This window comes from Stutzerimonas stutzeri (genome assembly GCF_000935215.1).
In the GTDB taxonomy this organism is placed as follows: Bacteria; Pseudomonadota; Gammaproteobacteria; order Pseudomonadales; family Pseudomonadaceae; genus Stutzerimonas.
The window spans coordinates 1-26,608 of record NZ_JXXD01000115.1 but is presented as its reverse complement, the minus strand read 5'-3'; the positions used below and the strand labels follow the sequence as shown (position 1 = coordinate 26,608).

Here is a 26,608-nt window from a genome sequence, read left to right as displayed (position 1 = left end):
CGAGTTTCCCGATGAAGCAGATGACCTTCGCCGACGCCGAGTACGCCGGTAAGCGCAAACAAACCCGCAAAGAGTTGTTCCTGATCGAGATGGATCGGGTGGTGCCGTGGAAGGGTTTGATTGCCTTGATCGAGCCGCATTATCCCAAGGGTGAAGGCGGTCGTCCGGCCTATCCGCTGATGGCGATGCTGCGCGTGCACCTGATGCAAAACTGGTTCGGTTACAGCGATCCAGCGATGGAAGAGGCGCTGTACGAGACCACCATCCTGCGCCAGTTCGCGGGGCTGAGCTTGGAGCGTATCCCCGATGAAACCACCATCCTCAACTTCCGTCGTTTGCTGGAGAAGCACGAACTAGCCGCCGGCATCTTGGCTGTCATCAATGGCTATCTGGGCGACCGAGGGCTGTCGCTGCGCCAAGGCACGATCGTCGATGCCACGCTGATCAATGCGCCGAGTTCGACCAAGAACAAGGACGGTAAGCGCGACCCGGAAATGCATCAGACCAAGAAGGGTAACCAGTACTGTGTGTCACGAACACAGGTCAGATGACCTGTGCTGCTGTGCCGAAGATGGAAGTAGGCCTTCCGAAGTCGGCTTGCAGGAGCGGACTTCAAACCACCCGGTGCTGCTGCATCCAAAAGGTGTGGTGGTGAGCGACCGAGGAAAAGTCATCCCTGAGGATGGCAGGTGAGTATGGAGAAGATGAGCGAAAGCAAACCGTCCGATGACGCATCGTTATGCCCAAGGTGCTGCCGAAACTGAGGTGGAGTACTGGCTTCAGGACAAGTCGGGGCGTTACCTGCTTACGGACCCGATGGCAGCCGGTGTATAGGCGGCATGATCTTCATACAGGCTTTGGTACGGAACGTGAGAACCTTGTTCCAGATGCGAAGGAAAATGACAAATGGCCAACACCATGAGGAAGAATACCGATGCTGGAACGAGGGGCGGAGCCTCCCGTAGTAGCGATGAAGCCTCTGTAATGGAGGTGGAGCGAAGGGGCGGCGTTATCCGGCCGACGAGCGTTGCCAACCTCCGGGGATGAGTGGCGTGAGCTCGGCGAAACCTTATGACATAGCGAAACGCACGGTATGGGACGCCTACCAGCAGGTCAGGGCCAACCGCGGTGCTGCCGGCATCGACGATGAAACCATCGCCGATTTCGAGCGGGATCTGTCTAAGAATCTCTACAAGCTGTGGAATCGGATGTCGTCGGGGTCGTACTTCCCGCCTCCGGTCAAGCAAGTAGAAATTCCCAAGGCATCGGGAGGCACGCGCAAGCTGGGAGTGCCCACGGTTGGTGATCGTGTCGCGCAAACCGTGGTCAAGCTTCTCATCGAGCCGGAGCTGGACTCGATCTTCCACTCGGACTCCTATGGGTACCGGCCGGGACGATCAGCGAAGCAGGCGGTGGCGATCACGCGTGAGCGCTGCTGGCGATACGACTGGGTGGTGGAGTTTGATATCAAGGCAGCCTTCGATCAGATCAATCATGGGTTGCTGATGAAGGCGGTGCGCCTGCACATCAAGGAGGACTGGATACTTCTGTACATCGAGCGGTGGCTGGTTGCGCCGTTCGAAACGGATCACGGTATGCGCGTCCGACGCGAACGCGGCACCCCGCAAGGTGGAGTGATCAGTCCCCTCCTGATGAATCTGTTCATGCACTATGCCTTCGACACCTGGATGCAACGTACCAGCCCCAACTGCCCGTTTGCCCGCTACGCCGATGATGCGGTGGTGCACTGCCGCAGTCGAAAGCAAGCGGAGTACGTGATGCGCTCCATTGCTTCACGGCTGGCTGCCTGTGGCTTGACGATGCACCCCGAGAAATCGAAGGTCGTGTACTGCAAGGACAGTAACCGTCGCGCAGGTTATCCGCATGTGAGCTTTACCTTCCTCGGCTTCACCTTTAGGCCGAGGAAGGCGCTCAGCAAACAAGACCAGCTCTTCACGAGCTTCCTTCCGGGAGCGAGTGCGGATGCCTTAAAGCGGATGCGGCAAGCGGTACGCAGGTGGCGACTCAATCGCCAAACCCACGTGACGCTGGTCGACGTGGCTCGGCTCTACAATCCAGTGATACAGGGGTGGTCGCAATACTATGGCTCGTTCTATCGGACAGCCATGCTTGGCATCTTCCAGCACATTGACCGCGCGCTTGAACGCTGGGCCCGACGAAAATACAAGGCTCTTCATAGGCGCAAGCGGCGCATTAGCCAATGGCTGGACAAGATGCGGACTGTGGTACCCCGGCTGTTTCATCACTGGCGAGTGACCGGGCAGCAAGGTTGGATAACGGGAGCCGTATGACGCGAGAGTGTCACGTACGGTTCTGCGAGCGGCTGCGGGGGCAGTTCCCGCGGCCGACTCACCACTTCGGCATGAAGGCGCACATCGGTGTCGATGATGAGTCGGGCTTGGTGCACAGCGTGGTGGGCACGGCGGCCAACGTGGCCGATGTCACCCAGGTCGATAAGCTGCTGCACGGCGATGAGAACATGGTCGGTGCCGACGCGGGTTACACCGGCGTCGAGAAACGCCCTGAACATGAAGGCCGGGGGGTCATCTGGCAGATCGCCGCCCGCCGTAGTACTTACAAGAAGCTTGATAAGCGCAGTGCTTTGTACAAAGCCAAGCGCAAGATTGAGAAGGCCAAGGCTCAGGTACGAGCCAAGGTCGAGCATCCGTTCCGGGTGATCAAGCGCCAGTTCGGTTATGTGAAGGTGCGCTTCCGTGGTCTGGCGAAGAACACGGCGCAACTGATGACGCTGTTCGCGCTGTCGAACCTGTGGATGGCGCGCCGACATTTACTGGCGAATGCAGGAGAGGTGCGCCTGTAATGTGGAAAATGGCTGCCGCGAGGTGCTCGCGGCGGCTAAAAACACAGAAATAAGCGGGTGATCTGAGCGTTTTTGATCGATTTGCCGCTTTTAAAATCGGCAGGGGCTGAAGTCAGCCAGAAATACACAACTACTTCAGACCATCCTTAGGCAAAAGTTAATGGCCCACTCCCATCCTGCTGATAAACCCCGGTTGACTGAAAGGTCTGCCGGGGTTTTGTCATTCAGGGACATTTGATTCTTCGGGCTTCAAGTGGCGTCGACTTGTAGAATCGAGCCCACATTTTTCTGATGCGCCCAGGCGGCATGGCAACAATGGTCAGGTGCTGGGCGTCGTGCTTTGTATAGGGATTGATTTACCCATGGCTGACAAGCTGTCACTCGAAACGCTGGAGTCCTGGCTCTGGGAATCCGCCAACATTCTGCGTGGCTCCATCGACTCCTCCGACTTCAAGAACTACATCTTCGGCTTGCTCTTTCTAAAACGTTACAACGATGTGTTCGAAGAGCGCATTGCCAAGCTGATGAAGGACGAAGGCCTGAGCCTTGGCGATGCTCAGGATGAGATTGAGGATAAATGGGGAAAATTCCCAATTAGTGCCCGTTGGTTCGATCTGATATCGCGCACCGAGAACATTGGTGAAGCCCTCGACAAGGCTTTCGCGACCATCGAGGCCAACAACCCTGAACTGCAACATGTGTTGACCGCTACGCAGTACGGCGATAAGCGGGTGCTGTCGGATACCACCTTGCAGCGTCTGCTGCGCCACTTTAACCAGTACAAGCTGGGCAATGACGACCTGTACAAGGCCGACATGCTAGGCGATGCCTACGAGTATCTGATCAAGCAGTTTGCCGATGACGCAGGTAAAAAAGGTGGCGAGTTCTATACGCCTAAGGCCGTGGTGCAATTGGTAGTTGAGCTAATTGACCCGCAGCCCGGCCACAGCGTGTACGACCCCACCTGCGGCAGTGGCGGCATGCTGGTGGAGAGTGCCCACCATGTGTCCAACTTGCCCAATGGCACCTTGATGGGCAAGCCTAATGTTCTGCTGTACGGGCAGGAAAAGAATCTCGGCACCTGGGCCATCGCCAAGCTCAACCTATACCTGCACAACATGCATGCCGAGATTGAACGCGGCGATACGCTGGTCGAGCCCAAGCACCTAGACGGCGATTGCCTGAAGACCTTCGACCGGGTGATTGCCAATCCGCCGTTCTCGGCAAAATCCTGGTGGGCGCCGTTGGAGCTGAGCAACGAGAATGAGCAAGACAGTGGCAAGAAGCCCAAGGCCCCCAACTACAAGCAGGTCAGTGACCCTTATGGGCGCTTGGTCTATGGCGTCCCGCCACGGAGCTATGCCGACCTAGCCTTTGCTCAGCATATGTTGGCCAGCCTCAAGGCTGACGGCCGCATGGGAGTTATCCTGCCCCATGGTGTGCTGTTCCGCGGCGGTGAGGAAGGCAAGATTCGCGAGGGGCTTCTATTTGGTACAGATGCAGCGAATGGCAATCAGCCGGGCGATCTGATTGAGGCCATCGTCGGTCTCCCGTCTGCCCTGTTCTACAACACCGGTATCCCGGCTTGCGTTTTGATCCTGAACAAGCAGAAACCCGCTGTACTCAAGGGCAAGGTCATCCTTATCGATGCCAGCCGCGACTACGGTGCGGGCAAGGTACAGAACTACCTTCGAGCTGAGGATATTTATCGAATCATTACCACTCACAAGGCTGCATTCGAGCAGCAGGCAGAGATGGAACGCTACTGCCGAGTGGTCACACTGGACGAAATTCGTAGCAATGACGGCAATCTCAATATTGCCCGCTATATCGGTAATGGAGAGACCGAGGAAGTTGTGGATGTAGCCGCCACTTTATCGCAACTGGCTACGCTGGCTGAGGAAGAAGAGCAGATAGATGCGCGACTAAAAGGCTATCTGATCGAGCTGGGGTTACAGGAGGCCGAACAATGAGCCCGGCTCGTAAGGAGGGTTACTACAGAACTCCGGTCGGCTGGATTCCTACTCAATGGAGATTCTTGCCCATCGATACAATTGCTCAAGAGTCGACCTTGCGTAATGGCAACAACACCTCCCTGCCCGTAATTTTGTGTTCAAAACACGTTGGCTTTGTTCGGTCACTTGATTACTTCAAAAAGAAATATTCAGCGACGACACCAGCAATTACAAAGTGGTTAGGCGAAACTGGATTGCCTACCCCTCCAACCACATAGAAGAAGGCTCCATCGGACTACAGACGATTTGCGAAACGGGTATCGTAAGTCCTATTTATACAGTCTTTTTCCTCAATGACGGAGTTGAGCCAGATTTCATTCATCGGGTGCTAAAAACCGAGTTGTATCGACAGCAGTATGTTGCTGCAATGAACGTCTCCGTAGATAGACGAGGAAGTCTGCGCTGGCCACAGTTTTCTAAGATCAAGGTTCCCGTTCCACCACTTCCCGAACAACAAAAAATCGTCGCCATCCTAACGGCTGTGGACGACAAGCTGGACGTGATTGCTCGCCAGATTGAATCCACACAGGCCCTAAAGCAGGGTCTGATGCAGACCCTATTCAGTCAGGGTATTGGCACCCAAGATGCGAACGGTCGTTGGATTCCGCATACCGAGTTCAAGGACAGTGAACTAGGAGAGATTCCAGAGGAGTGGTTGATCACGACACTTGGGGAAATCTGTAATGGAGCCCTTCAGACAGGGCCATTTGGTAGCCAACTGCATGCTGCCGAATACCAAGATGAGGGGGTTCCCGTCCTTATGCCAAAGGATTTGCTGAAGTGCCGAGCGAACCTTTTGACAGCAGCACGCATTGCCCCGGAACGGGCAAAAGAACTTGCCAAGCATAAGCTGGCCGCTGGTGATTTGTTGTTTAGTCGTCGTGGTGACGTTGCCCGTTTCGCATTGATTGATGAACAATCAGCAGGTGCGCTTTGTGGCACGGGATGTCTCAAGGCAAAGCCTTCGGAAGGCCATAGCTCAGCATACATTTCACATTTGTTGCAGCTTGATGTGGTGCGTGCATGGTTGGAGCAGAACGCAGTCGGGCAGACCATGCCCAATATGAATACTGCAATTCTTGCCTCGCTTCCGTTGGTTGCACCTGCAAATAAGCAAGAGCAGGAAGAGATAGCAGGCATTTTGGATTCTATTGACGCCAAGGCTAGTCTGCTGTTTTCAAAGCGACTGCATTACCAAACCCTCAAGCGCGGCCTGATGCAAAAACTGCTAACCGGCGAATGGCGGGTCAAGCTCGATAGTCCTACCGGTTCCGCCTGAGTCTTTCTTCATGGACGAAATCACATCCCTGCCCTCAGACCCTGTGTCTGACCTTCAGCGCACCGTGCAGCGCAAGCTCGGGCGCTGCATGTTGCAGTTGCAGCAATATGAGCGGCTGCTCAAAGCCATGGTTTCCCACAGCGAGTTGAGTGGCCCTCCGGAACGACTTCAGGCGATTCGCGAAGAGAAGGTTGCCTGTGCCCATAAGAAGACTCTGGGCGCCTTGGTGGGGATGCTGACCGAGAGCTATCTGAAACTGCCGGACTTAGTTGATGAGCAAGAGCAGGTGGAGCCTATTGATCAGATATGGGTCAGCTTCCGATGTCAGATGGAGTTACCCGAGGATCGCTACGCCGAAACCAAGGCTGCGCTCAAGGAGCTGGTCGACCTGCGTAACGAGTTGGTGCACCACTTTCTTCAGCGCTTCGACCTTTGGGGCGTGGATGGCTGTATGGCCGCCGAGGCATATCTCGATGAAAGTTACGAAACCATCGACGGTCATTACCTGACGCTGCGCGATTGGGCCAAATCCATGGATGAGGCTCGACAGCTCATGGTGTCCTTTATGCAGACCCCGGAGTACAGGGATTTCGTTATCAACGGTATTGGGCCGGATGGCACCGTACACTGGGCTAGCAGCGGTATAACCAACTGCTTACGTGAAGCGGAAACCAAGCTGGCTCAGGCTGGGTGGACACCTCTTTTCGAAGCCATTCACTGGATGGCCAAGACCTACCCCGAGCAGACGCCTAAGCGCTATGGCTGCGGAAGCTGGCGTCATGTCATCCATGAGTCGCAGCAGTTTGAAATTCGTAAGCAAAGCCAAGCCGATAACGGCGCTACGGTGGTTTGGTATCGCAGTCGTCCTAATAAGAGTGCTGATGCTCATGGGGCGCCTGGGTGTGAGTAAATGCACCAGGTTGAGTGGAATCGATTACAGGCTTTCCAGAAACTGAAGCTATTCAGTCAGAGCCATCAATGGAAGTAATTAATGATCAATTCACCGGAAAAGCTTGGGGTCGAGCTGCCCGCTATCCACTGGCTAATCAAGTTGGGCTACACCCATCTGCCCGGCAGTCAGGTACAGGTTGAGCATCGTCACCTGGCTCCGGTACTGGACGATGTGTTGCAAGCTCGGCTGCTGAACCTCAATCCATGGCTAGCGAACTCGCCCGGTGGTATCAGCGCGGCGCTGATCGAGCTACGTAAACGTGTCAATGATGAGCTATTGCCAGCCAACAAGGCGTTCTGGGAACAAGTTGTTCACCGTTCGGATATTCAGGTGAAGGATGTCGAGGGCAAGCCGCGCAGCGTGCGCTTCTTCGATGCCAGTGATGCCAGCAACAACGACTTCCATGTGGTCGATCAGTATGTGGGGCGCAATGCGGATGGGGATGTCTTCCGCCCTGACCTGCTACTGTTTGTTAATGGCTTACCGCTGGCCATCATCGAATGCAAAGCCAGCCATCACCGTCTGGACGAAGCCCTGGGCCAGTTGGATGGCTATCAAAGCACCTTCCCTACCCAGTTTGTGTTCAACCAGGTCTGTGTTGGGTTGAATCGGCGTGAAGGGTTGTATGGCGCGATCCTCACCAAACCTGCCTATTACGCCCGCTATCGGTTGCAGGCGCCGGAGACTGCCGCTGTTGCTGCCCTGTTAGGCGATGCTCCCAGTGAGCAGGAAAATGTGCTGTGGGCATTGTTTGAGCCGAGCCGCTTCCTGCAACTGATCACCCATTTTGTGCTGTTCGAAACCCGCGACGGCAAGACCGTGAAAAAGCTGCCGCGCTATCAACAATGGCGGGCCGTGCGCAAAACGGTGGAGCGCCTGTGCGCACCGAAACCTTCAGGCGGCGTCGTTTGGCACACCCAGGGCAGCGGCAAATCACTAACCATGGCCCTGCTCGCGCGGATGCTGCGAGCCGATAGCACGGGGTTAAACAACCCTACCGTGTTGGTACTGACCGACCGTAAAGACCTCGATAAGCAGATTTTCGACACCTTCCACGCGGTGGGTATCAATGCCATTCAGGCCGTGTCGGTTGATGGCTTGTTGAAGATGCTGTCCAACGACTATGGCAGCGTATTTACCAGCACGGTGCAGAAGTTTCAGGAGAACGACCAGCCTAATGAGCAGGCCGCTGAGACTACGGACGAAGAAAATGATGCTCTGCAAGCGACCCGCCACCGGCGGATTCGAGAGGAGAAGGACTTCTTCATCGTGCATGAGCGCAATGTCCGCCACCTGGAGTTGGATGAGAACGGTGTGCCGGTGAAGGCCAAGTGGGAAGAAATCAGCCGGGATAAGGTGCACTTCCGCGTACTGAGCACCAAGCCCAACTTCTATGTGCTGGTCGATGAAGCGCATCGTAGCCAGTACGACTTTCTCGCGGCCTTTATGCGCGCCAGTTTGCCCAACGCCAAGTTCATCGCCTTCACCGGTACCCCGCTGCTGCAAGAGGACAAACACACGCTGGGCGAGTTTGGCGGTGGCGAGTACATCGACGAATACCGGCTGCATGAGGCGGTGGCAGATGGCGCAACCCTGCCAATCAAATACCAGGATGCTTGGGTGGCGCTGTCGGCCAATGCGGAGCTGGATACCGCGTTCAAAGAGCAGTTCGCCGACCAGAGTGAAGTTCGTCAGCATGAGTTGAAGCGTGAGCTGTTACGTTGCTGGCGTCAGGCCGGTGACCGCATGGAGCAGGTCGCCGAGCATCTGGTTGAGCACTTCCTCAGCAACGTAAAGGCCAAAGGCTTGAAGGCCATGCTGGTGTGCGATGGCCGCGACATGGCAGTGCGCTACAAGGATCTGCTCGATGCAATCATGGTCGAGCGGGCACAAAAAGGGTTGCCGACCTTTGATAGCAAGGTGGTTATTTCCCTAGCCAGCATCACTTCTTCCCGTACGGGCGCTTCTGCCATGGAAGAGGCGGCAGCGTACGAGATAGAGACCGACAAAATCCGCAGCATCGAGGAGCGGGTCAAGGCTGAGGTGAAAGCGGGAAAGACCCCGGTGGCCATGCCTTCCGAGCAGATCGGCAACTTTGTCAGCAAACTGTTTCCCCTGCCCTACGGGGAAGAGGCTAAGGGGCTGGATGGTAAGCCGCAGGCGAACAACGTCGGGCTGATCATTGTTTCTGACATGCTGCTGACCGGCTGGGATGCCCCGATTGTTGGCACCATGTACCTCGATAAGCCGTTAAAAGAACACACCCTGTTGCAGGCCATCGCACGAGTTAACCGCACCCTGCCCGGCAAAAATGCTGGCTACATCGTGGATTACCACGGGGTGGTCGATCACCTTGATCATGCGCTGAAGATTTATGGCGGCGACGTGAAGCCTTCGCAGGTCTGGCAGGGTGTTGAAACCGAGCTGCCCAAGCTGCAAGCCACACTCGACCGCATCCTCAAGTTACTGCCGAAAAAGCATGACCCGGTGTCGCAGCGCGAGGCCTACAAAGACGACGCCGAGCGCTTTCTCGATCCTGCCACCCGGTTGGACATGGTCGAAGAGTTCCTCGATTTGGTGAAGCAGTTCAACCGCTCAGTGGACATCATTCTGCCGGACGTACGCGGTGTACCGTTCAAGCCCTATTTCACCCTGCTGGGTGAGATTCGTCTGATGCTGCGCGACAAACTGCCGGGCAATACCTACAAGGAGCGCATCACCAAACTGGAGTCCGCGCTGCTGCAACAGCTGCTGGATGAGTACATCGCGGCCAGCCCGGCTAAGAGCCTTTTGGGGCACGAGGTGTCGATTCTGGATGCCAGCGATATGGAGCGTTTAAAGAAACTGGCGAGACCCGGTAGCCGCGCTCTGGTGATGAAAAACCAGCTCAAGCAAACCATCGTCACCGGCAAGGACAAGGATCCAGCATTCTTCGACAAGCTCGCCGAGGAGCTGGAAAAACTGCTGGAAGAGGAAAAGGCGGGTCGTATTACCCAAGCTAAGTTCTTGGAGCAACTAGAGCTCTTCAGCCAGCGTATTCAGGACAAGGACAAAACAGGTTTTGAAAAGCCTGCGCACTCAGCGGTGTACCACTACCTTGCCGCCCAACTGGCAGAGGGTACGGCGAGAGTGGCAACGACCAAGCTGTTTGAAGATGAAATGCTGAGTCGTGCACTGGCGACTGAAAACTGGAAGAAAATGCCGGATACGCATCCTGATTTCAGAGACCACCTACGTGGAGTCTTGATGCCCCTGGCAGGTTGGGAGCGCTCAGTAGCGCGCGATCACGCCAAGCGAATCTTCGATATCTTGCTGAAAAACTAACGCGGCGTTACCCATGCCAGTCTTAAATTACGGCCAAACGGCAATCGAGTGGTACTTCCAGCTCGATAGCAAACTCAAGCGCCACTACGTGACTGTTGAACGGGGTCGTCCCGTGCTTTTGCGCGGGCCGCTGGTGGATGAGCCTGAGCAAGAAGCTTTGGTGCTGCGCCGTGCGCGCTGGATTACGGAGAAGCTGGCACAGGTGAATCAGCCCCTGGCCAGCGAACCCATTGTGACGGGCAGTCGCCTACGCTATGCCGGGCGTACTTACTTCACCGAGGTACGGCATACGCCGGATATCCTCAAGCCCCAACTCACCTTCACAGCCTCGCGCTTTATTGTGGATAGCCCGGATGGGGCAAGCATCCTGCCCAACGCGCTGATGCCATTGCTTGAGCGGTTCTACCGGGAGCGTGCTCATGAGAAGTTCTTGGTACGTGTCCGTCACTGGCAGCGCGAAACCGGTCTTCAGGCGACTGGGGCTCGAATTCGTCACTTCCAAAGCCGTTGGGCCAGTTGCGATGCGAGCAACACCTTGGAGTTTCATCCTCGGGTGATGGAGCTACCGGCCAGCGTGCAGGACTATGTAATCGTCCATGAGCTGTGCCATACCGTGGAAAAGAACCACACCAAAGCATTCTGGGCGTTGGTTGCCAGCCATATGCCGGATTGGCAGAGGCGGCACCAGATGTTGGAGCGGGCGGTGTTTGGGGAAGCGGTGTGATCTTCTGTGACCGGTCTCAAAGCTTTACCGCCAGCACCTATATCCTTATGCGATGAAGATTGCTTGGGGTTTGCATCGATATGAATGCGCAGTTCGCAGTAGTTAGGAACTAAGTCTATGAGGTGATGGACAACCAACTGCGCAGAATGTTTGCTACCACTGGTGCGAATGGTTTGAGTTTGCCATCTATTGGTTGGTTAATATCTTCAATCACGCTTTCAAGCAGCTCATCGCTGTCTAATCCATCAGAGGGGTCTATGCCATTAGCAAATAGCAATGCGTCTACAAGTTGTTTCCTTGTTTGAATAAGCGCGCGGTTTTGCTGCTCGCTATCGCCAAGACGTAACACACCAATAGCTTGTCGTGCTCGATCAGTCAGACCCTCTACTCGTCCACTAATTTTAAAGAGAAGCTCGGTTTCACACTCGCCCATGAGAGGGGTTAAGGTAAGCGGCTGAGAACCATGAGAGTCATCGCATTGATTCCTAGTGGTGCAGCTAGCGACTATATTGTTGTGATCAAGCGACCGATGTGGTGCTAGTTTTCTGGCTTCAACATGTTCGTTCATGCTGTCACGGTTAGCGCCAGTTACAGGCTTGCAACAGTATGCACATAAATAAAATTGCTCTTGGAGGCAAGTGTTTCTTATGTCATGTCTAAGCGACATGTCGATGTCATCATACCTACCAGTAGGATTACCAATTTTCCACTGCGACAGACTTGTAGGTTCATTTCCTTTGATGATTTTGCGCACGTCGCAACTCCACCTTTGTCAAAAGTAGACGAGCTTTGGCCAGCTCGATATGAGAGGCGGGCAGAACTATCTCCAATTCAGACATAAGGCGATTTGCATCGTCAATCCGTTCAGCCTGCACAGCATCCCTCAAATCGTTCAGTGCTTTTTCAACATCCTTGTTACGAATATCAGTATCCATTACCTCAAGAAGTACGCTATTCGCATCTTGGCCATATAGGTCGAAGACTTCGCTTAGATCACCGTCATTGAGAAGGTAAACCAGCACCTCCTTCGGGTCGCTAATTACTAGGGGAGAGTGTGTGGTCAGTACAAATTGGCAGTTAGGGAAGGTATTTGCCAACCTAGAAATCAATGCGCGTTGCCATTGAGGGTGAAGGTGTAAATCAACCTCGTCGATGAGGATAATCCCATCCCCATGTAAGGGATTCTCAAGGCTGGGGTTCATCATTGCCAAGCGTCTGGCAATATCGCCGACCAAGGCAATTAGCGATTTTTCACCTTGTGACAATTGAGCTACGTTAAGCGTTTCACCATTTTTGTCGACCGACATGTGTAGCCGGGGTTTACGGCGTACTCGAAGATTATTAAAACCTGGCATGAAACTGCTGATTGCCGTTCTTACAGCGGTTAATTGTCTATCACGTGCGGAGGCTTTAAGATATGAAAGTTTTTCCCAAATAACGTTATCGTTAGCTAGTAAACTTGATAATTTTTCGAAAATTTCCTGAGATATTCCTGACTCATTTTCTGAGTCTTCCCGCTCACGGAACCATTCAAAGAAGCGACGAAAATCTACACCTTGGTTTAATGAGTTATCATAACCATCAAGTTGAAGGAAGCTATGCTTGTCGCGGATTTTTAAAGGTATGTCAATAACTACCCGTTCAACTGGGTAGAAAGCAATTAAGGGCAGATTAGATCTTTCATTAGTTGAAAGTGCTTGGCGATATAGTTCGGCTAAACGGCTAGCGTCTATTAAGTGGCTGCTGTGCCCGCTTTTTCGGCCTTTACGTATTTTTGCAATAGACCATTGAAATAGTGATTCGTCAGCATCTACTTGGCCTGTGGGGGCAAACCAATTGTCATCCTGTAATTTTATATCCACCAAGGCCGATAGTGCATTGTTGCGAATGACCTCTTCTGGAAGTGGATTTCCATTGCCTTTTTCACTACGCAGCCTGGCGACCCACCAACTCAATGCAGTCGCTAAAGATTTAAGAATCGTTGTCTTACCTGCCCCGTTGTTGCCAACTAGAACAGTAATATTTGATGAGTTTTCATCAGTTGGGGCAAGTGACATAGATAAAGATTCGAAGCCACCGACGTTGGTCAAACAAATTTCTTTAATTTCCATATCTTGACCGCTTTCAGAATGAACTTTCTTAACAGACGTTTTATACCATGACGAGGTGCTTTGTTGTCAGGAGCGAGAGCTGCCAGCTTGGCCGAAGGTCGCAGCCAAGTCCCTGGCGAGGTGTGGGAGCGGATTGACCATAACGTCCTATTACGCGCAGGCGAATTGCTTCAGATCCCCATGCCGCCTTGTACCCCTAAGCGCTTGAGGTAATACGTCTGCTCGGTCGCGGTGGCTCTGAGGTATTCCTCATAACTGCGCGTGAATTTGGCTTTTGGGAGCTCGGGGGTATAACCAATGCTCAAGACTCTCACATCGTCGGGGATCTCCGGGGGGGCCGCAGTCCATGTCAATTGATGTAGTTCATAACGCCTCTGCCCTGCTTCGATCTCTGTCAGCAATTTCGCGCAATCGTTTTCAAAGAAGACCGAAAGCCACATCCGCTCATGTGCGTCTGTGAAATACGCTAGGCGCAACCAGCCGGTGTCTTCATGCAAGGGGCTTCCGCCAAGCCAAAGCGACAGCTCGGCTAGATGCAGCAACACCTCACTGCGCTCCGGAAACACCATCCACACCTTACGCGCCATGTGGCGGCGCGCGACAGCCAGTTCATAGAGATCCATCGCCACCCCGCTGACTGGCCGCGAGTCTCCTCCGACCTTGCAGAACAGCACTGCTTGAGGATTGCCTTGGCTGTCTAGAACCGCAGCGGTGGGCGCTTGAAACACATTGGCGCTGGCGGATTTCAGCACCGCTCCGTCAGGTGCTTCGAAAAACTCCAACGGTGTCCCATCCAAGTAGCTGAATAGATCCCTGACCAGTCCTTTAGCTGTGCGCCGTTTTTCGGCGCGGGCATTGATAGCGTGGGCCAGGAGGGGGCTCTGACTGCGTAGCTCTGCGAGTCGCTCCGACAGCGCTGAAATACTGATCTGGTTCACCAGGGCTCCAGACAGAAGCTCTTCTGCCAGCAGCGGCGAAATGCGTGAAATCTTGTCGAGCAGCTCCATGTGCACGTAACTGCATCGAACCTGCAACTGATCAACTGCGGGTAAGCAACGCTCTAGGTAGCGCCCAGCGGAAACCATACGGCTGAGCGTTTTTTGATTCATCCCCAGAGCTTGGGCGACGCTGGCCATTGTGGCGGCTTGTCCTTGCTGCTCGAAGGCCCGTTTAGCGTTGAGATAGGTATCAAACCAGCGACTATCGACTGTGCGGGCCATGGTTCTCCTTTAAAGCCTAGCAACTCAATTCGTAGCCTATTACAGAAAAAGGTTGACGGGCAACGAACTGATGGCTATTAATTCCCCTAATAACGTAGCCGGTTAACGATATTGGAGAAGAAATGCATCGCGGTCTTGAGCCGGTACCTGTAGCGCGCAACGTGTCGAAACGCACACGCCGTGGGCGGCCGTGCCATGTGTTTATGTCCGCCAAGGCAGGCGGACTCATCTCAATGGAGAGTTACGAGGAGTACAAGCGCGCTCTGCTGCTAGAGCTTGATCCACGAGTGCTGTGTTTTAGCGAGCAGCCGTGGACGATGGACGTGAATAGCGGGGAAATTCGTCCGACACGAGATGCATTCAAGCCGGCCACCGCTGCTATGCGTTTCTACACGCCAGATTTCACAGTGTGCCTGGCTGGTGGGCGCATTTTGATTATCGAAGTAAAGAACGCCCTCCCCTCGGACGAGCGCTCTGAGAAGTACGACTTAGTTAGGCGCCGTTGCCAAGAAAACGGCTACGAGTTCCTGATGCTTGAAGGAGCTCATCTCAGCACGGCGCTTCTGCGCAACTGCGAATACTTGGTTAGAACCTCGGCTGAATACCTGAAGAAAACGCTGCCGGAGATGCTTGAACGGTTGCTGGAACTGTCGCAACAGCGCACCTGCTGGACATACGCGGAGCTGGCCCAGCTCGCGCCGCAAGGCGGATTCGGCGTGTTTGTCGGTATCGCCAAGGGAATTTTCCAAGCGGATTTGCGAAGCGATCTGCTGATGGAAGAGGGATTGATCACACCTGCTCTGGGAGAGTTGACTCACCTGGAGCTGGGGTTTGTATGAACAATCGACTGCTCAAAGCCGGCGACCTGGTCAGCGACAACGGTCAGCTGTGCAACGTGTATGACATTCGCTTGCAGACTGATCAGATCGTGCTGGAAGGTGCCGCAGGTAATCTCGTTTTCTATTGCGTCAGCGAGTTCAACAACCGCGTTGCCCAAGGGCTTACCAAACCCGTGTTCTCTCAGCGCGCGTCCAACGAAGAGCGGCCAGCCAGAGAGCTATCTTCGACCGAAAAAGATGCGCTTGACGCGCGGTTGGGCTTGCTCGCGAAAGTGAAGTCACTACGCGAGTTAGGAGTGCCGTGGAAAGACATTGCACCTATGTTAGGCGTGAACCCATCCAGGATGCGCACGATTCAGCGCTGGTACTCAAGGTACACCACTGTCGTTAATAAGCAGTTGGTTGCACCGCTCTACTCGGCTCGCGGTAATCGAGGGTCTAAGCTTTCCGAAGTCACCGAGCAGGCCTTACAAGATACGCTCCTTGAGTTTTTCAAGGAGTCTGATCGCTTCTGTATTACTGCGATTACCGAGCTGGTAAACACCCGCGCTAAAGATATCTGCGCAGAGTTGAGATTGCCATTTACAGGTGTGTCGAGGCGTTCAGTCTCACGCGCCATTCGTAAAATTGGCAACTTTGAATCAGTAAAGGGCCGATTGGATTCACGCACAGCCCGGCAGATTCTGCATGCCGCATTGGAGCTGTTGCACATCGAGGCACCGTACGAACGAGTCGAATATGACTCGACGGTGCTCAATGTTCACATCGTCAATGAGCACGGCGTTGTGATCGGAAAACCCACACTTTACCTGCTGATCGATTGCGCTACCGCCTCGATCATTGCGTTCTATCTGACGATTCAAGCTGAATCCGAAGAGACCTTCCTCCGGCTGCTTGAAATGGCATTCATGCCCAGGGACGAGCTTTTCTTGCAACGTTTCGGCGTCAAGCAGGCGCTCCCACCTCCGGCGCTGTGGCACAAGATGTGTGGTGATAACAGTGCGGCGCACCATGGCCAAGGGATGTATCACGCGCTCTGGTACTTAGGGGTAGCAAATGAGTTCTCGCAAGCTGGAAAACCTCAGTCGCATCCGTATGTAGAGCGCACGCATGGATCGACGAAGACCGGCCTGATCAAAAAGCTCTGTGGTGCAAATTTGTCGGAAGAAATTCTGGAAAAAAACCCGGAAGGGCGAGCAGTGCGCGAAGCCGGATTGACCTTGCCTCAGCTAGAAAATCTGGTGGCGAGGTGGATCTGCGATGTTTATATGAATAAACCACTGGAGCGCCTGACCTACCGCTTCGGATACCGCTGCTCGCCGCGTCAGGCGATGAATGAGCTGACGAAAATCTTTCCACTGGTGCCGCCGCCGACCCCTGAAGAGTTTCGGGAGGCCTGCCTGCAATATCGTAGCAAGAAAGTTGTGCTGACCAGCCAAGGCGTTGTGTTCGAGACGTTCCGGTACAACAGCCAAGAGCTTTATGAGCTGTATCTCGCGGCACCGCGACAATCCAAAGTCGAAATCCGCTGGCACCCGCTGGATGTCAGTTCAATCTCGGTCGTTTCGCCACTTGACCAGAAAGTCATGATCACGGTGCAGAACAAGCAGCGCAACCTGCCACCGATGAGTTTCGGCGAAGCGAAACAGATTCGCCGCCAACTCTACAAGTCGGATGCCGAGCTAACCGAGGAGGCGTATCACCAGGCTGCTGTTGAGCTCTATCGAGACATTCACGCGTTGAACAAAGCGGCCAAGGTCGCTAATCGCAAGCGGGGTGCTAGGGCGGCAGACAAGCAGCAGCAAACGAAAGCACTTCAGGCGAACAAGGCCACCAGAGCACCAGATACGGTTGGTTCTTCAATTCTTGACTTGCAGGCGCTGACGCCTGCGCCGACGCGCAGCTGAGGTGTTTCAGATGTTCCAGCCACTATCGACACAGCGAGTCATGCACCAGCAGTTCCAGAAGGCCTATGACTATGCACGAGGTATTGTTGAGCGGTCTGTAGAGGGTGAGCGGCTGATCGCCATGCTCTTGGGCGTTCCTCGGCAGGGGAAATCGTTGATCAGTGAGCTGCTGCTAGCGGACTTCCCCGCCTTCTCCGATCAGGGTCTGCGAGTGATCCCAATCGTTCGCGTCGTAACGCCAACAAGGCCGACAAAGAAGGCCATGGCTGAAGCGATTATTGATGCGCTCGATACGCGTCGTTACGGACGCTACAGCGCTGAGCAGGCAACGGCGCGAGCTAGCTTTCTACTGAAGACGGCCCAGGTACGAGTCCTGCTCTTTGATGAGATTCAGCATGTGGTGGAGCGCAACACCGCTAGGAGTTGGTATGAAGTCGCCGACTGGCTCAAGACCTTGTCTGACGGTCTTAACCTGTCGCTGCTGTTGATTGGTTTGCCGGCAGCGCGAGACATCCTGGCAGTCAACTACCAATTGCGAGACCGTGCCACCTCACCCCACATCATCTACCCCTACAACTGGAATCACCCAGCGGACATCGCGGAGTTCTGTCGCTGCTTGCTGTCTGTTTCGCAGGTACTGGCCCAGCAGGGCTACACGCTGCCACCGATGACGGATATTGACCTTGTCCGGCGTTGTTATGCCGCCACCCATGGGCGTTATGGAATGGTGGTCAAGCTGTTTGAAGAGGCCAGGCACCAGGCACAGAAAGCCAAGGTCAAGACCATCACGATGCAGGCCCTCGCCGATGCTTTCCGGCTGAGCATGGGAGATGAAGGGGAGCTGGGCAATCCGTTCGAAGCGGATGCTGAGCTTAGCGATAGCGTTCTGGTGCAGCGCTATGTGGCATTGCTGAATGAGTCCGGGTTAAAGGCACCTCGGGTGAAACGAGTTCAGAAAAGCTCGTCCGGCAATGCCTATGTTCAGGGAGCCGGACAGTGATGATGCAGATTCACTTGGATCCATTCATTGATGAGGCACTACACAGCTACCTGCTGCGGTTGGCTCAAGGTTATGGCCTTGAGAGCAGTAAGCAGTTGCTCAGAGCGGTAAATCTAAAGCCGCGTCTTTGTTATGACCAAGAGCAGCTTTGCGCGCTGGGGAAAGAGTTTGGTCTGAGCCATGACGTGCTAACGGCGATGAACGTAAGTCATGCTGCCAAGGCTCCGGTTTTTAACATTAAGTATCAGCGATCAGCATCAAGCCCTATTTGCCCCTGCTGTATCCGCGAAACTCCCTATGTTAAGGCCACGTGGGATCATGAGCTGATCACGGCATGTCCGAAGCACGGTGTGCTTCTGATGGATGAGTGCACGAGGTGTAGTGAGCCGATTACGCGTGATCGGAAGTCGATCACTCACTGTTTGCATTGCAATTTTTCCTTTGCTGATACCAAGGCAAGTTCAGCAGAAGACTTCGACCTAGCCATTTCTGCGTTGATTGCTGGAGCAGACTGTGCGGCGAGAGCGCTACTCCCAGATGCTCTCCAGTGTGGCAACCCACCGTTAGACATCGCAGCATTCCTGACCTTCCTGGCGAGTCATATTCAACCCAGCCCGTTACCTGTTCGGACAGGAAGGGAACCGCGTCCCAAAACGCTCCAAGAGTCGCGCGCTGTGCTGATGCGCATCTGGTCTGTGCTCGGGCAGTGGCCAACTCCGATTGAGGCGTTCATTGAGGCAAGGATTCGCGAGGGCGAGGGTCGCTCTGTCCATCAACGTGTAGGGCGCTGGTTGGCCGTCTTTCAGACGCAGTTTGACCAGGAAGTCTACGGCTTCTTTGCACAGGTGGTTGGTCGTGGTTTGGCATCAAACTTTGATGGGCGTTTGGGGCCCGTTATGCGCGCTCGGATGTTCGGCGCTGATAGCATCGATGCGTTGCAATGGTTCTCAGCAACAGAAGCCGCACGGCGACTAGGAGTAGCGCCAGACATCCTGGCCAACCTGGTGATCACACAGCAGGTTCCGGGGGAGGTTCGCCTAGAGGGACAAAATCGCATCATTGCCATCCACCGTTCAACGCTTGACCAGATTGCGACGCAGCGAGCGGCCTATCTCTCTGCCACTGAAGCCCGTCAGCGTCTGAATGTCTCCAAGGTTTTCTTTGAGCGTTTTGTACAAGCAGGTGGGTTGCGTCGCTACAAGCGCAATGAGCGCCCGTTATTGGTCGCGGGCGAATTTCGCGTTGAGGACGTCGATCAGCTGATTCAGCAGCTGGCAGGCAGTGTCCGCAAGAAGCCCAGCACAGTGCAGTTAATCGGCATTCAAGACATCTCCGCCAAGCACGGTATTTCTAACAGCCAGATCGTTTCGGTATTGCAGGACATTCTGCAAGGCCTTGTGCCGCCCGTCGCGCACGTTAGCTCAATCGCCGGACTGGCCGGGTTGCAGTTTGACAAAGCGGAGATCGCGAAAAGGGTTCGCGACAACGAGCCTGATGTTGCTCTGAGCGTCGATGATCTGGCTCGAGTATCTGGCTGGAAAGCTGGTGTGATCAAAAAGTGGATCCAGGGCGAGTACCTACAAGCGGTGGAAGAGCGGTATGGAAAAGCCAAGCGCGATGTTGTCCCAGTCTCTGCGCTAATTCAGTTCCTGCTGACTTACAGCCCGACTGCTGAGCTCTCTAAGCAGCTGAACACTAAAACTCAGTACATGATGCAGTCTTGGCGCCCGGCACGCATCGAGACCCTTATCCCGCCGCAGGACGCGGGTGGCGGGCAGCGTGGGTTGCTGGTGCGAACTGCCGATCTGGCCCGTGCCGCGCAGTTGCGCCAACCCACGATTGCTGAGCTAGCTGAGCAATGGGAAGCCTCCTCATGCTGACGCGCCATCAAAAACTACGACTCGTCGATGCGCTTCTTGAGCGCTACCCGGACGAGGTCATCACCGGATACGTGGTGAATGCCCGCATCGTTTCCGCCTGCCTTGTTGGCGCCGTCTATCAAACATGGGGCTATGCCCAGGGCGAGCGACTCATTTCCGAAGCCATCGCACAGATCATTCAGTACGAGCGGCGCTGGCTGATCAAAACCACGGAAGGCGACTGCTTCGTGATTGTGAGTTTCGCTCCCGGTGGCCGTCGGTCGCTGCTGCATCTGACTGCCCTTTTTGAAACAGCGGCCCTAGCGCATTCGCGCTGGTGCCTCCACTGAGTCAGGGGAGCCTATGAGCCAGCAAACTGCTCGCATCGCGCTGTTGCACGCGCCCGGCACGACCATGATCGGCCATCAGATGACGAACGCTCATGCCATTGAGCTTATCGCCGAAGGCTTTCCGGGGCGCCATTTTTGCCTTGTGCGTGATTGGATATGGGTTGATCTCGCTCTTCCAGAAGCTGTCCGCGAAGAACTCAACCGTGTACAGCTTCTGCCGGTCATGTTGTACGCAAACTCTGTAGTCACGGACAGTCTGGGTCGTTTCGAGGAAGGGGACTGGCTGCGCAGTACGCCGTTGATTGCGTTCAAGCAGGGCTGCCTTTTTGAAACACGCGACACGGTTTACGCGCTCCTTGGCCATGGCGTGCGCAAGCGCGCCGAGCTCAGTGCGATGGTGAAAATCTTCCGAGTGGAAAGGGAACCGCGATGAAAGACCTCAATGCAGTTACAGAAATGCTCTATGGCGACGGTGAACCGATGTCGGGGTCGGCCATGACTGACGAGCAAGCGTTGGCGCATATGCAGAGCCGACGATTGGGGGCGTTCTGTCTGGTTCGGGATTGGATCTGGCTCGATCTCGACGTCACCGACGAGCAGCGCACAGTACTGGAAAAGACCGGACGCCAGCCGGTGATGCTCTATGCCCACTTCGTTGTTTATGACTCCGCTGGGCGCTGGGATGCCGGCGATTTTGTCCGCACCTCTCCTCTGCTCGCCTTTGACGATGGCTTCTTGTTCAAGACTTCCAGCACGACTTATGTGCTGTTGGGCGATGGCGTGCGCAAACGCGTCGCGCTGGAAACCGTGGGCCGTATTCGTTTCTGAGCCTGGGCCCCTTGGCTTGGGATTCGAACCGGGCTTCGCATAACGGGCGCTATGTTCAATAGTGCCCCGCTGCGGACAGGGTGCTGGCGACCACTTCAGCATTATGTGGCTACCGAGCACCTGGGGTGTGGTGCCGCAGTCAGGAGGCACTTGGTCGGTGTGTTACTGGCGGGGGTGCCAACCCGCTTGCCAAACGACGGCTATCCTGTCACTGTAGATACGAATGTCATTACAGTAAGGGTCGCACCATGGCGTCCATCAATATCCGCATCGACGATGAACTTAAGGCGCGTGCTTACCAGGAGCTGGAAAAGCTCGGCGTCACCCCTTCTGAGCTGATGCGCCAGGCCTTGCAGTATGTGGCCGAGCGCGGACAGCTGCCATTTCGTCCAGTGCTGATGACCGAGGAAGATGAAGCGTTAATCGCCACGGTTCGTGAACGCCTGGCCGCTCCTCAGCGCGTGAAGGTTGCGCTGGATGACCTATAGCCTTGAGTTTGATGCGCGGGCACTGAAGGAATGGCAAAAGCTGGGTGATACCGTTCGCCAGCAGCTCAAGAAAAAGCTCGCTGAGGTATTGCTGAATCCGCGAATTGAAGCCAACCGTCTCCATTCGCTGCCGGACTGCTACAAGATCAAGCTGCGCAGCAGTGGTTATCGCCTGGTGTACCAGGTGCTTGACCATGAGGTGGTGGTGTTTGTGGTAGCGGTTGATCGGCGTGAGCGTGAGCAGGCGTACCGCAAGGCAGCCGAGCGCCTCAAATAGCAGGCTGGGCCAGCTATTCTCCTACGACTGAAAGGTGGTCTCGGCACGATGAGTGGTGATGATCTGCTTGAGCATCTACGGGCCGAAAATGCGCGCTTGATCGCTCTGTTGGACGCGCATGGTGTTGAGTGGCGCTTGCCTGGCGTGCCGCCGCTAGTTGAATCGACTAGCCCGCCTCCACTGATAAGTTCGAGTCTCGACACGGATGCCAAGCTGGCGCTGTTCAAGCGATTGTTTCGGGGGCGAACCGATGTGTTTCCCATTCGTTGGGAAAGCAAGGCCGGTAAAACAGGCTACTCACCGGCGTGCGCCAATGAATGGCGTCCAGGCGTGTGTGAGAAGCCACGGATCAAGTGCGGAGATTGCTCGTTCCGCCAACTCCTGCCGCTGACCGATCAGGTGCTCTACAAGCATCTGGCCGGAGATATTGTCATCGGCGTTTACCCGTTGCTGCCAGACGACACCTGCTACTTCCTGGCGGTGGATTTTGACGAGGCCGATTGGCGTGAAGATGTCACGGCTTTTGCCCATTCATGCTGTGAGTTGGACGTGCCGGTGGCACTGGAAATCTCTCGCTCGGGCAACGGGGCGCACGCCTGGATTTTCTTCGAGCGTAATGTCCCCGCCTATGAGGCGCGCCTGCTCGGCTCCGCGATCATCAGTCATACCTGCGAGCGTACCCGGCAACTGACGCTGGGCTCGTATGACCGACTGTTTCCAAATCAGGACAGCATGCCCAAAGGCGGCTTTGGCAACTTGATTGCCTTGCCCTTGCAGAAGCGGGCCCGCGCGTTTGGCGGCAGTGTTTTTGTCGATGAGACGTTGACGCCCTATCCCGACCAGTGGGCATTTCTGGCCAGCATTCAGCCTATACCCGTGCAGGATATTGCGCCGAAAACCCTGCTGGCCACTGGAGGTCGCCATCCGTTGGATGTCACCGCAGTAGCGGATGACGACGAGCCGAAACCCTGGCAGCGCACAGCGGAAAAGACTCAGAAGTTGGCTTGTCCGTTACCCGAGTCAGTGAACGTTACCCTGGCCAACCAGATCTATTTCGACAAGTCCGAACTGCCCCAGCCATTGGTCAACAAGCTGATCCGCTTGGCGGCCTTTCAGAATCCGGAGTTCTACAAGGCACAGGCCATGCGTCTGCCTGTGTGGAACAAGCCCCGGATCATTGGCTGCGCGGAAAATTTTCCTCAGCATATCGCCTTGCCCCGTGGCTGCTTGGATGACGTGAGGACGTTGCTGCAAGACAACGGGATTGAGTTGGTGCTGCACGATGAGCGCTTCGCAGGAGAGCCCATTGATGTCCGCTTTGCGGGCACGCTACGCCCGGATCAAGAGGCTGCTCTCGACGGCATGCTGGCGCACGACGTCGGGATTCTCTGTGCACCAACTGCTTTTGGCAAAACCGTCACGGCTGCTGCGCTGATTGCCAGGCGTGGTGTGAACACGCTGGTGCTGGTGCACCGGACGGAGTTGCTCCAGCAGTGGAAGGAGCGGTTGCAGGCGTTTCTGGGCGCAGACAAAACCAAGGTCGGCACCATAGGCGGTGGCAAGGCCAAGCCGACAGGCATCATCGATATTGCCGTGATGCAGTCCTTGTCGCGGCAAGGTGAAGTCAGCGAGCAGGTTAAAAACTATGGGCAAATCATCGTGGATGAATGCCATCACCTGTCAGCCTTTTCGTTCGAGGCCCTCCTCAAGGTTGCTGGGGCCAAATATGTCTTGGGGCTGACCGCTACGCCAGTACGTCGTGATGGCCAGCAGCCGATTATCTTCATGCAGTGCGGGCCCATTCGGCATACAGCGAGCAGGCCGGAGAGTGCTCCAGCTGATCTGGCCGTGACGCCGCAGTGGCTTTCTCGACCGATAGTCATGCCCGAAGGGACAGGCATCCAGGATGTCTTCTTGCAGGTGTGCAGCGACACAGAGCGAACAGCCAAGATTGTTGCTGAGGTTGGAGACGCTTTTGAGCAAGGCCGGAAGATCCTGGTGCTGACTGAGCGAACGGATCACCTCAACGCTATTGAGGAGCAGTTGGTTGGTCGGGTCGAGAACCTATTCACGCTGCATGGGCGGATGTCCAAGAAGCAACGCTCCGCACTAATCGGCGAACTGGAAGCACTGCCAGCCGATGCACCACGGGTGATCCTGGCAACCGGGAAGCTGGTTGGAGAGGGTTTTGACCACCCGGCATTGGATACCTTGGTACTGGCCATGCCGGTTTCCTGGAAGGGTACTCTCCAGCAGTATGCGGGCCGCCTGCACCGGGAACATGTGAGTAAGGCTGATGTGCGCATCATTGACTTCATTGATGCCGGACATCCTGCTTTGCTCCGTATGTGGAGTAAGCGCCAAGCGGGTTACAAGGCTATGGGCTATCGATTTGCTGATTCGTCCAGCTCAATGGAGCTGCTGGCAAAGGGCTAACGAGTCTTCATACAGCCACCAAGCTTTCCGTCTGTCGGAGTCGGAAAGCGTCTGTTTCCTACTCGGTGGATTCGCCGTAATCTGGGTTGCATTGACAGGTTGTCAATCCAGGCTGTGGCTTGAGGCCTGCCTCCAGCGCGTAGCTTGTATTGCTGAAATGTAGTGCTGCACGCGGCTTGTTTCAGGGGCTTACGGAAAATGCCATTTAATGCGGTCATTTTGACGGAAAATGCCACTTTATGTGGCTCGATCATGCCAATAATGGTGCCCATTGCTTTTCGTAAGTCATTGATTTAATTGGGATTGTTGATTCTGGCGAATGCCAGATTTGTCGCCCGTCGACATCTGCTGTCCCGATTCCGACGGTCTCGTTTTTTTCGCATCAAGGCAAGGCAGAACCCCGACTCACAAGGTCGGGGTTTTTTGCATTAAGAGATAGGCTGAATAAATCGTAACGACTGGTTTAATCAATTTCGAAATCAACCCTGTCCGGCGTAAGGTTGCTCTATTCGAGATTCACCACCTTACCTGGCTCTTTCGGGGCCACCATAGTTTGCGAGGACAGTTGCCGATGTTGGACACCAATCTCAAGACCCAGTTGAAAGCCTGCCTGGAGAAGGTCACCCAGCCCTTCGAGATCGTCGCGTCCCTCGATGACGGCGAGAAATCCCGGGAAATGCTGAGCCTGCTGCAGGACATCGCCGGCCTCAGCGACAAGATCACCCTCAAGACCGATGGCGACGATGCGCGCCGGCCGTCGTTCTCGCTCAACCGCATCGGCGGCAACATCAGCCTGCGTTTCGCCGGCATCCCCATGGGCCACGAGTTTACCTCGCTGGTGTTGGCCTTGTTGCAGGTTGGGGGCCACCCGTCGAAGACCGCGCCGGAGGTGATCGAGCAGATCAAGGCGCTGGACGGCGACTACAGCTTCGAAACCTACTTCTCGCTGTCCTGCCAGAACTGCCCGGACGTGGTCCAGGCGCTGAACCTGATGGCGGTGCTCAACCCGAACATCAAGCACGTCGCCATCGACGGCGCGCTGTTCCAGGGCGAGGTCGAGGCGCGCCAGATCATGTCGGTGCCGAGCATCTACCTTAACGGTGAGCTGTTTACCCAGGGCCGCATGAGCGAGGAAGAGATCCTCGCCAAGCTCGACACCGGCTCCAGCGCCCGTGACGCCGAGAAGCTCAGGGCCAAGGATGCGTTCGATGTGCTGGTGGTTGGCGGTGGCCCGGCCGGCGCCGCAGCGGCCATCTACGCCGCGCGCAAGGGCATCCGCACCGGTGTCGCGGCCGAACGCTTCGGCGGCCAGGTACTCGATACCATGGCCATCGAGAACTTCATCTCGGTGAAGGAAACCGAAGGCCCGAAACTGGACCGCGCGCTGGAAGAGCACGTGCGCGAGTACGACGTCGACATCATGAACCTGCAGCGCGCCAGCCAGCTGATCCCGGCCGGCGACGACGGCCTGCACCGCGTGCAGTTCGAGAACGGCGGCGAGCTCAAGGCCAAGACCCTGATTCTGGCTACCGGCGCGCGCTGGCGCGAGATGAATGTGCCCGGCGAGCAGGAATACCGCGGCCGCGGCGTCGCCTACTGCCCGCACTGTGACGGTCCGCTGTTCAAGGGCAAGCGCGTGGCGGTGATCGGCGGTGGCAACTCCGGCGTCGAAGCGGCTATCGACCTGGCTGGCATCGTCGCGCATGTCACCCTGCTCGAGTTCGGTGAAGAACTGCGTGCCGACGCCGTGCTGCAGCGCAAACTGTTCAGCCTGCCCAACGTCAGCGTGCTGAAGATGGCGCAGACCACCGAGGTCAAGGGCGATGGCCAGAAGGTCACCGGCCTGGTCTACAAGGACCGCACCAGCGACGAGATGCACAGCGTCGAGCTGGAAGGCATCTTCGTGCAGATCGGCCTGCTGCCCAACAGCGAATGGCTCAAGGGCACCCTGGAGCTGTCGCGTTTCGGCGAGATCATCGTCGATGCCAAAGGCCAGACCAGCATCCCCGGCGTGTTCGCCGCCGGTGACGTGACCACGGTGCCGTACAAGCAGATCGTGATTGCTGTGGGCGAAGGCGCCAAGGCCTCGCTGAGCGCCTTCGATCACCTGATTCGTTCTTCTGCACCGGCCTGATCACGCACTGCAAATAGGAAGGG

General features: G+C 55.6%; 20 protein-coding genes and 2 pseudogenes. 19 read left to right on the top strand and 3 right to left on the bottom strand.

The features are described 5' to 3' along the window. Positions 1-11: 11 nt before the first annotated feature. The 8 genes and pseudogenes from LO50_RS12800 to LO50_RS12765 all read left to right on the top strand — a co-directional run. Positions 12-524: pseudogene (locus LO50_RS12800) on the top strand (IS5-like element ISPre1 family transposase); the annotation flags it as partial. A gap of 519 nt (positions 525-1,043) precedes the next feature. Beyond that, a complete protein-coding gene (gene ltrA, locus LO50_RS12795) occupies positions 1,044-2,312 on the top strand; it encodes a group II intron reverse transcriptase/maturase (RefSeq protein ID WP_010466266.1) in 1,269 nt (422 codons plus the stop codon). Between the two features lie 59 nt (positions 2,313-2,371). Next, positions 2,372-2,842: pseudogene (locus tag LO50_RS12790) on the top strand (IS5 family transposase); the annotation flags it as partial. 362 nt (positions 2,843-3,204) lie between these two features. Beyond that, the gene (locus LO50_RS12785) at positions 3,205-4,815 is read left to right on the top strand and encodes a type I restriction-modification system subunit M (RefSeq protein WP_080902109.1); all 1,611 of its coding nucleotides are present in this window, start codon (positions 3,205-3,207) and stop codon (positions 4,813-4,815) included. A gap of 217 nt (positions 4,816-5,032) precedes the next feature. Further along, entirely contained in the window at positions 5,033-6,136 is a 1,104-nt protein-coding gene (locus tag LO50_RS23855) for a restriction endonuclease subunit S (protein ID WP_052816822.1), read from the top strand. Between the two features lie 10 nt (positions 6,137-6,146). Then, positions 6,147-7,046, top strand: coding sequence for an OST-HTH/LOTUS domain-containing protein (locus tag LO50_RS12775; protein WP_044315242.1), 900 nt, complete (start codon positions 6,147-6,149; stop codon positions 7,044-7,046). Positions 7,047-7,127: 81 nt separating this feature from the next. Continuing rightward, positions 7,128-10,412 carry a type I restriction endonuclease subunit R gene (locus LO50_RS12770; RefSeq protein ID WP_044315241.1) on the top strand — a complete coding sequence of 1,095 codons (3,285 nt, stop codon included), beginning with the start codon at positions 7,128-7,130 and terminating at the stop codon, positions 10,410-10,412. 13 nt (positions 10,413-10,425) lie between these two features. Continuing rightward, positions 10,426-11,136: a YgjP family zinc-dependent metalloprotease gene (locus LO50_RS12765; protein WP_044315240.1), complete on the top strand. Its 711-nt coding sequence runs from the start codon at positions 10,426-10,428 to the stop codon at positions 11,134-11,136. 115 nt (positions 11,137-11,251) lie between these two features. Here the strand turns inward: LO50_RS12765 and LO50_RS24170 are convergent, their stop codons facing one another. From LO50_RS24170 to LO50_RS12755, 3 genes are all read right to left on the bottom strand, one after another. Continuing rightward, entirely contained in the window at positions 11,252-11,890 is a 639-nt protein-coding gene (locus tag LO50_RS24170) for an HNH endonuclease family protein (RefSeq protein WP_080902108.1), read from the bottom strand. After that, positions 11,865-13,247: an AAA family ATPase gene (locus LO50_RS12760; protein ID WP_044315239.1), complete on the bottom strand. Its 1,383-nt coding sequence runs from the start codon at positions 13,245-13,247 to the stop codon at positions 11,865-11,867. The genes LO50_RS24170 and LO50_RS12760 overlap by 26 nt, the downstream gene beginning before the upstream one ends. A gap of 170 nt (positions 13,248-13,417) precedes the next feature. Beyond that, positions 13,418-14,467, bottom strand: a complete 1,050-nt coding sequence (locus LO50_RS12755) for a hypothetical protein (protein ID WP_044315238.1) — start codon at positions 14,465-14,467, stop codon at positions 13,418-13,420. A gap of 233 nt (positions 14,468-14,700) precedes the next feature. Here LO50_RS12755 and LO50_RS12750 point away from each other — a divergent pair, with 233 nt between their 5' ends. From LO50_RS12750 to ahpF, 11 genes are all read left to right on the top strand, one after another. Next, on the top strand, positions 14,701-15,306 hold the full coding sequence (locus tag LO50_RS12750) for a TnsA endonuclease N-terminal domain-containing protein (RefSeq protein ID WP_044315237.1): 606 nt from the start codon (positions 14,701-14,703) through the stop codon (positions 15,304-15,306). Continuing rightward, positions 15,303-17,213: a Mu transposase C-terminal domain-containing protein gene (locus LO50_RS12745; protein ID WP_044315236.1), complete on the top strand. Its 1,911-nt coding sequence runs from the start codon at positions 15,303-15,305 to the stop codon at positions 17,211-17,213. The genes LO50_RS12750 and LO50_RS12745 overlap by 4 nt, the downstream gene beginning before the upstream one ends. 10 nt (positions 17,214-17,223) lie before the next feature. Continuing rightward, on the top strand, positions 17,224-18,213 hold the full coding sequence (locus LO50_RS12740; protein ID WP_152623977.1) for a TniB family NTP-binding protein: 990 nt from the start codon (positions 17,224-17,226) through the stop codon (positions 18,211-18,213). Then, entirely contained in the window at positions 18,213-20,093 is a 1,881-nt protein-coding gene (locus tag LO50_RS12735) for a TniQ family protein (protein ID WP_044315235.1), read from the top strand. Before LO50_RS12740 ends, LO50_RS12735 begins: the two co-directional genes overlap by 1 nt. Next, the gene (locus tag LO50_RS12730; protein ID WP_044315234.1) at positions 20,087-20,422 is read left to right on the top strand and encodes a hypothetical protein; all 336 of its coding nucleotides are present in this window, start codon (positions 20,087-20,089) and stop codon (positions 20,420-20,422) included. Before LO50_RS12735 ends, LO50_RS12730 begins: the two co-directional genes overlap by 7 nt. Positions 20,423-20,435: 13 nt before the next feature. Next, positions 20,436-20,855: a DUF6957 family protein gene (locus tag LO50_RS12725; RefSeq protein ID WP_044315233.1), complete on the top strand. Its 420-nt coding sequence runs from the start codon at positions 20,436-20,438 to the stop codon at positions 20,853-20,855. Next, the gene (locus tag LO50_RS12720; RefSeq protein ID WP_044315232.1) at positions 20,852-21,250 is read left to right on the top strand and encodes a DUF6957 family protein; all 399 of its coding nucleotides are present in this window, start codon (positions 20,852-20,854) and stop codon (positions 21,248-21,250) included. Before LO50_RS12725 ends, LO50_RS12720 begins: the two co-directional genes overlap by 4 nt. A gap of 248 nt (positions 21,251-21,498) precedes the next feature. Continuing rightward, positions 21,499-21,738: a type II toxin-antitoxin system RelB/DinJ family antitoxin gene (locus tag LO50_RS12715; RefSeq protein ID WP_003284884.1), complete on the top strand. Its 240-nt coding sequence runs from the start codon at positions 21,499-21,501 to the stop codon at positions 21,736-21,738. Beyond that, positions 21,728-22,015, top strand: a complete 288-nt coding sequence (locus tag LO50_RS12710; protein WP_044315231.1) for a type II toxin-antitoxin system RelE family toxin — start codon at positions 21,728-21,730, stop codon at positions 22,013-22,015. The genes LO50_RS12715 and LO50_RS12710 overlap by 11 nt, the downstream gene beginning before the upstream one ends. Before the next feature lie 48 nt (positions 22,016-22,063). After that, positions 22,064-24,451 (top strand): TOTE conflict system archaeo-eukaryotic primase domain-containing protein, encoded by a 2,388-nt coding sequence (locus tag LO50_RS12705; protein WP_044315230.1) that lies wholly within the window; start codon positions 22,064-22,066, stop codon positions 24,449-24,451. 571 nt (positions 24,452-25,022) lie between these two features. Next, positions 25,023-26,585 carry an alkyl hydroperoxide reductase subunit F gene (gene ahpF / locus LO50_RS12700; RefSeq protein ID WP_044315229.1) on the top strand — a complete coding sequence of 521 codons (1,563 nt, stop codon included), beginning with the start codon at positions 25,023-25,025 and terminating at the stop codon, positions 26,583-26,585. Positions 26,586-26,608: the final 23 nt, after the last annotated feature.